The 6,880-nt window shown below is 70.0% G+C and carries 5 protein-coding genes and 1 pseudogene; 2 read left to right on the forward strand and 4 right to left on the reverse strand.

What is annotated here, in order from left to right; all coding sequences use genetic code 11:
* The first annotated feature begins 1 nt into the window (after position 1).
* Together H0W38_RS13180 and H0W38_RS13185 are read left to right on the forward strand one after the other, a co-directional pair.
* Entirely contained in the window at positions 2 to 1,222 is a 1,221-nt protein-coding gene (locus tag H0W38_RS13180) for an ATP-binding protein (RefSeq protein WP_367162050.1), read from the forward strand.
* Between the two features lie 87 nt (positions 1,223 to 1,309).
* Complete coding sequence (locus H0W38_RS13185) at positions 1,310 to 1,987, forward strand: hypothetical protein (RefSeq protein WP_292454744.1); 678 nt, start codon at positions 1,310 to 1,312, stop codon at positions 1,985 to 1,987.
* Between the two features lie 16 nt (positions 1,988 to 2,003).
* Here the strand turns inward: H0W38_RS13185 and H0W38_RS13190 are convergent, their stop codons facing one another.
* The 4 genes and pseudogenes from H0W38_RS13190 to H0W38_RS13205 form a co-directional block, all read right to left on the reverse strand.
* The gene (locus H0W38_RS13190; protein ID WP_292454747.1) at positions 2,004 to 3,122 is read right to left on the reverse strand and encodes a lipocalin-like domain-containing protein; all 1,119 of its coding nucleotides are present in this window, start codon (positions 3,120 to 3,122) and stop codon (positions 2,004 to 2,006) included.
* Between the two features lie 97 nt (positions 3,123 to 3,219).
* Positions 3,220 to 5,757, reverse strand: coding sequence for an ABC transporter permease (locus tag H0W38_RS13195; RefSeq protein WP_292454749.1), 2,538 nt, complete (start codon positions 5,755 to 5,757; stop codon positions 3,220 to 3,222).
* Between the two features lie 22 nt (positions 5,758 to 5,779).
* Positions 5,780 to 6,427 carry an ABC transporter ATP-binding protein gene (locus H0W38_RS13200; protein ID WP_292454752.1) on the reverse strand — a complete coding sequence of 216 codons (648 nt, stop codon included), beginning with the start codon at positions 6,425 to 6,427 and terminating at the stop codon, positions 5,780 to 5,782.
* A gap of 160 nt (positions 6,428 to 6,587) precedes the next feature.
* Positions 6,588 to 6,880 (reverse strand): annotated as a pseudogene (locus H0W38_RS13205) (tRNA (adenosine(37)-N6)-dimethylallyltransferase MiaA); the annotation flags it as partial.

A 6,880-nucleotide genomic window follows, 5' to 3' on the forward strand; every position in this document is an offset into this window, starting at 1 on the left:
GCTGACTGGCGCCGACTCGACGGGGCTCAGTCTGGAAGACGAATGCGACGGCCAGCCGGTGTTTCGCTGGGTCGCCACGGCCGGCGAATTGCGCCCGCATCTTCATCAGACTCTGCCGCGCGACTTCAGCCCCTGCGGCGCCGTCGTGCAGGCGGGCGAAGGGATGCTGATGCGCGATCCGGCGCGCTACTTCCCGTACATCGAGGCCTTGGGCACGCCGATCCAGGAAGTGCTTCTTGCGCCGTTCTCCAGGGCGGGCCGCGCCATCGGGACGGTGTGGGCGGTACTCGAGCCGGGAAGCAAGCCCTTCGATGCGGAGGATCTTCGCGTCTTGCAGAGTCTTGCCGAGTTCGCCGGCATGACCGCTCAGTCGTCGGATGCCTTGTGCACTTTGAATATCGCTCGCGACACCACGGAGCGCCGGCTCTCGGAGGTGAGCGGCATCTTCATGCAGGGCAACGACGACACCGAACACGAGCGGGTTCTCAGGGAGCTGCAGGAAGCGGATCGACGCAAGGACGCATTCCTGGCGACTCTCGGGCATGAGCTGAGGAATCCGCTGGGTACGATCCGCCTCGCGACGCACCTCCTGCAGCAATCAGCCACCGAGGCGCAGAAAGGCGCCATCGCCATCATCGAGCGTCAGAGTTCTGCGCTAGTGACGCTCATCGACGATCTGACGGATTTGACGAGCATTCGCCGCGGCAAGGTAGTGCTCGCGTCGTCGTGGATCAACGTGCAGGATGTCTTGGCAGCGGCCGTGGAGGTCGCTCGACCCCTGCTGGAAAAACATCAACATATGCTCGACGTTGCGTTGCCGCCGGCGCCGATGCGGCTGTATGCCGATCAGGCCCGCTTGACGCAGGTGCTGGCCAACCTGTTGAACAACGCGGCGAAATACACCCCGCGCGGCGGAAGTATTTCCGTTCGTGCCGAGGAGACCGAGCGCCACGTGGAGCTGAGCGTGCGTGATACCGGCATCGGCATCGATCCGTCGGTGCTTCCCACAGTCTTCGACATGTTCATGCAGTCCGCTCAAGCGCTCGATCGAGCGCAAGGCGGGTTGGGCATCGGCCTGGCGCTGGTGCGCCAGCTCGTCGAGTTGCACGGGGGCCAAGTCATGGCCCGCAGTGAAGGCATCGGCAAGGGCAGCGAGTTCATCGTCCTGCTTCCGCGGGATGAGGAAGCCGGCGTGACAGGTGACGGAAAAAGAGCCGGCTGAGCGGCAGCTCGCGTCGCTGAATCGCTGAGCGCGCATGCGTCGGCTGCGAGCGGACGTATAAGAACGGCTCGCCAACGAGGAGCGCCGATGTCGATCCGCAGACGACAAATGCTGCTGGCCGGGCCTGTGTTGCTCAGCCTGCAGGCCTGTTCCACGCTCCGCCAAGCTGCGCCTGAGCCACCCGCGCAACCGGTGCAGCAGGTTTCTTCGGGGCCGCCCGACGAGGTGGCGGTCTATCTGGTTCCACTCGGCGAATTCCCGCAGGGGCTCGCCCTCAATCTCGCCAAGGGACTGCAACAGACCTTGGGCATTCGCATCGAGTCCACCGTTCCGCTTACGCCGCTGCGCTTGTCCCCGCAGCCCGGCACGAACCAGTATGAGAGCGAGGCGCTTTTGGTCGCCGGCCGGGTCGCATCGGCATCGTTTGCAGGCATCTCGGAGGCAAGCTACTGCGTGTTCCTCACGGTTCGCCCGATCAACTCCGCCGCCGCTGCTTCGCGCTATCAGGTTTCAGCCCACAACCGGGGGCTCAACAGTTCGGTGGTGTCGTTGGCCGGCCTGCTCGAACCCGGGCAGGACCGGCCGATCTTCACCGAGCGGACCGCGTGGCGGCTGTTCAAGATGAGCAAGCGTGCGATCGGTGAAATGCATCTCGGCTGGTCCCGGTCCACCGAGCCCCTCGATCTCATGTACGCGCCGATCCTGAGTCTCGAGGATGTCGATCGCATCGGCTACGAGCACACGGCGCAGCCTGGGGCCCACTGAGGCGCCAATGCAGCGCTCATAGTCTCAGCGCTGCGGCATAGCCGGTCATCTCCAGATAACCCCGTCCGACGCGCCTGCCGCTCGCGTCGAACAAGTCGCTCAGCCCTTCCCAGTAGACCGCGCCGGTCGAGCCGCGGCTGTCGAGTTCTTGCGCATCGAGCCGAGCTCGCACGTCGAAGCGGCCGGCCGGTGTTTCGATGCGCCAGGCGACCGGGTAGTTCGCGCGGGTGGCCGGGCTGAGCCAGGTTCTCAAGGGATCGAAACGCACGGCGTTACTTGCGAAGCTTCGGGCGATGCCGCCCGGCGCGCGGTAGCTGCCGCCGGCCCACAGCGTGCTGCCGTCGCGCCGGCGCAGCCTGAAGGCGGTGAGCGCGCCACCATCGTCCAGGTTCATGCCGATCCAGTCCCAGCCCACCGCATCGGGATGCAGCAGTGCCTCGCTCCACTCGTGGTCCAGCCAGGCCCGGCCGGCGACACGAAGCGCGCGGCCGTCGAGTCGCAGCGTGCCGCTGACGGCGAGTTGCGGCTCGCTCAGGTAGTAGCTGGCCTGCGAAGGCTCCGGGCCCTTGCGCGAATAGCCGGCGTCGCCCTGCAGCAGCACGGGCTGCGTGGCATCGAAGCGCAGGTCGAAGGCGAAACCCTGCGAGGGAGCGTCGAGCCGGGCGCGGTAGTGATGGCTGCCGACAGGGCCATGGCGGTCGAGCTTCCAGCCGCGCAGCGTGACGGCGGTGTCGGTGGTCGACGCCTCGGCGATGCCGAAGCCGGTGCGGGCGATGCGTTGATCGTGGCGCAGGCGGCGCTGTTGCGGATCGGTCAGCGCGGCATGCGCGAACAGCAGTTGGTGGGCGGCGAAGCGGCTCGGGTGGCCCGGCGCCAGATCGGTCCGCGACCTGAAGAAGGTCAGCTGGAAGCCGAAAGGCTCGACGCTGCCCGGCACGTCGAGCGCACCGGTGATGTACCACCATTCGGTGCGGTACTCAGGGTGCGAACCGAAGTCGCGCGGCAGGCGGATCGGCACGCCGGGGCGCACGACAGGCGCCGCCGCGGTCTGCGCCTGTGCAGGCTGTGCGTGGCTCTGTCGCATCGCGGCGGCCAGTGCCGGAGCCAGCAGCAGCCTGCGGCGCAAACGACTCATGGCTTGCTGCGCCGCACGGGCGCGACTTTTCGAAGGCAGTCGAGCGCCGGGTAGGGCGCAAGCGCCGCAACGGTGGAGCGACGGTGCAACGTCGACCTCACCAGTCCTCCTTCACCGCCAGCACCGCATCGCGCGAAACCGCTTGCCGTGCGGCCAGCGCCGCCGTCAGCGTGCCGGCCACGACGACGGCGGCGCACAGCGCGGCCAGCCGACCCCAGGGCGCCAGTAGCTCCATCGTCCAATGAAAGCTCTGCGGGTTGACGACATGCACCAGCACCACGCTCACCGCCAAGCCGAGCGCCAAGCCGAGCAGCGCGCCGGCCGCCGTCCACGCGGCGCCTTCGCCGGCCACGATGGCGAGCACCTGGCGCCGCGTGAAGCCCAGGTGCGCGAGCAGCCCGAACTCCTTGCGCCGCGCCAGCACCTGCGCCGAAAAGCTCGCCGCGATGCCGAACAGGCCGATGACGATCGCCACCGCCTGCAGCCAGTAGGTCACGGCGAAGCTGCGGTCGAAGATGCGCAGCGAAGCGGCGCGTATCTCGCTCGCCTGCGCGAACTCGATCAGCGCCGGGTCCGGCGCCAGTGCGCGCAGCCGCTGCTGCAGCGCCGCCATGTCGGCCCCTGGCGCGAGCGTGAACGCCAGGTCGTTGACGCGGGTGTCGCCGGTGAGGGCGCGAAAGTCGCTCTCGGCGATCACCACGGCGCCGTGCTGGCGCGCGTAGTCGCGCCAGACGCCGCGCACGAAAAAGTCGGCGTCGATGCTGCGCGCCGATCCGTCGGCGCCGATGCGCGTGAGCGGCAGTGTGAGACGCGTGCCCGGCGCCGCGTCGTAGAGCGCAGCCATCGCTTCGCTTACGTAGGCGCTGCGCGTGTCCGGCGTCTCCGGCATCAGCTCACCGACCAGCGGCAGCGTGCGCGCCGGGTCTTCCAGCGGCCTGGCGATCAGCACCGGCGCCGGCCGCGAAGGGTCGAGCGGCATCGCGGTGGCGCGCAGCGCTTCGGCGCGTGCGACGCCGGGCAGCACACGTGCGGCGACCACGAAATCGGGCGGCAGCCAGGCCGTCTCGTTGCCGCCGCCGCCGGGCGAGGCGGTGCGCACGTACAGATCGGCCGGCAGCACGGTGTCGAGCCAGCGCGAAACCGCGTCGCGAAAACTCGCGACCATGACCGTCAGCGCCACGGCCAGGCTGAGGCTGGCCACCACGCCGGCCACGGCCACCGTGGCGCTGGAACGCAGGTGTCGTGCACGCTCGATTGCCAGCAGCCATTGCGGCTGCGTGCTCGGCCGCACCCAGCGCAGCAGCAGCGCCACGCCGGCCGGCACGCAGGCGATGCCGCCGATGAGCAGCAGCGCCACCGATGCATACGCAAACAAGGCCAGCCCGGCCACCGGCGGCGCGAGGGCGAGCAGCGCGCCAGCGGCCATCAGCGCGGGGCCGAGCCAGGGTCGGCTGGGTGCATGGCCGGCTTCGCCCAGCCCCTTGAGGGCTTGCGCCGGCGCCATGCGCTGGGCCGCGCGCGCCGGCAGCGCGCCGCCAACAACTGCGGCCAGCACACCCAGGCCTGCATAGAGCGCGGCGGCGCCGGCGGTGAACCGCAGCGTCGGCGCCACGCCCTCGAAATAGCCGCCCCCCAGGTCGCCGCCGAGCCAGCGCAGCGCCAGCAGCGCCAGGCCGGTGCCGGCGGCAATGCCGAGCACGCTGCCGACGATGCCGAGCAGGGCCGATTCAGCCAGCACCAGCTGGAGCCGCTCGCGCGCCGTCAGGCCGAGCACGCCGAGCAGCGCGAACTGCGGCAGTCGCTTGGCAACCGCCAGCGACAGGATCGAGAACACCAGAAACGCCCCCGTGAAGAGCGCGACCAGCGCCAGCACCGTGAGGTTGACGCGGTACGCACGCGACACGTTGGAAAGCCGCGCGGTCGCCTCGTCGGGCGCGGCCGCGCGCACATCCGCCGGCAATGCGAGTTCCCGAAGGACCGAAGCGCGATCCGCCCCTGCGGCCAGCCGCACGTCGATGCGCGAGAGCCGCCCGAGCCGGTCGAACGCGGCCTGCGCGCCGGCGATGTCCATCACCGCCAGCGGCACGCCCGGCGCCGCATTGCCGCCGGCCACCCGAAGCGGCTGCAGGCTCAGGCCGCTCTGCACCTGCAGCGCGTCGCCCGCATCGAGGGCGAAGCTGCGTTGTGCGGTGGGGTTGAGGAATACCGCGTGGGGATCGAGCGTTGCAAACCGGCTGCTTCCTTCTGCGGCTTGCGGCAGCAGCGCCGGTGCGAGCTGCGGTGCCACCAGCGCGTCGATGCCGAGCACACGCAGCGGCTTGCGCTGGCCGCTGGCGTCGATGGCATAGCTGTCGATCTCGATCACGGGCGAAGCGAGCGCAACTTGCGGATGCGCGGCCACGCGCGCGTAGATTGCCTCGTCGAATCCGCGGGTGCCGCTGCCACGCAGCGTCAGGTCGGGCTCGCCGCCCACGCTTCGCACCGCGCCGGCGAACTCCGCCAGCGCCGAGGCATTGATGAGGTGCACCGAGAACGCCAGTGCCACGCCGAGCATCACCGCCAGCATCGCGACGGCGTGCCGGCCGGCGTGGTGGCGCAGTTCGGGCCAGGAGAGGTGGCGCAGCAGCGTGAACATCGAAGCAGCCTTGCGCGCTTCTTCAGGCGGAGACCAGGCCAGTGGGCGTGAGCCGGAGCGCGCGGTCGGCGCGCGCTGCCGCGGCGACCGAGTGAGTGACCAGCACGCAGGCGGCGCCTTCGCGCCGCACCTCGGCCGCCAGCGCGTCCATCACGCGCTCCGCAGTCGCCGGGTCGAGATTGCCGGTCGGTTCGTCCGCCAGGATGAGCCGGGGCTTGTGGACCAGCGCACGCGCGATCGCCACGCGCTGCAGTTGCCCACCGGAAAGCTGCGCCGGCAGGCGCGCGCCCAGCTCGCCGATGCCCACGGCCTCCAGCATGTCCCGCACCCGCCGTGGGTCCGGGCGGGCCAGCAGCAGCAGCGGCAGCGCCACGTTGTCGCTGACGTTAAGGTGAGGCAGCAGGTGAAACGCCTGGAACACGAAACCGAGCTTGGCGCGACGCAACAGGGCTTGTGCGCGCTCAGGCAACGCGTTGATCGCTTCGCCGTCGAGCCGCACCGTGCCGGCGTCCACAGTGTCCAGCCCGGCAATGGCGTTGAGCAGTGTCGACTTGCCGACCCCCGATTCGCCGAGCAGCGCAATGAACTCGCCCGCTTGGACGCGCATGTCAACATTTTCGAACACCGTGCTGGCGCCGTAGCGCTTGGCCAGGCCGGTGATCTCGAGCAGGCTCGCATGGGCGGTGCGCGGCGGTGCTTCAGCACCCGCCGGCAATGGCGAGCTTGCGTCGGTTCGGTGCTGCGTCGAGCTCATGACGCGCCGCGCGGCGTGCGGAGCGGGCACCGGGCCAGCAAGGAGGGCTTCCTTGCCCAGCTGCGCCAGCGCTCGCTCATCCGTTCGCTTTCATCAGCCGCCGCGCCAGCGTCACCACCTGCGTGGTCGCGTCGGGCGCGTCGCAAGCCACGACGTGCCGCCACGGCATGCCGCGCAGCCAGGTGAGTTGGCGCTTGGCGAGCTGGCGTGTCGCGGCGCTACCGAGCTCGATCAGGCGTTGCCGGTCGGGCGCATCGCTCTCGTCGAGCGCCTGCCAGGTCTGCCGGTAGCCGACGCAGCGCATGGAGGCCAGTCCGGCGTGCAGGTCGCCGCGCGCGCGCAGGCCGCGCACTTCGTCGATCAGTCCGG

The organism is Methylibium sp. (genome assembly GCF_013817365.1).
In the GTDB taxonomy this organism is placed as follows: Bacteria; Pseudomonadota; Gammaproteobacteria; order Burkholderiales; family Burkholderiaceae_C; genus Methylibium.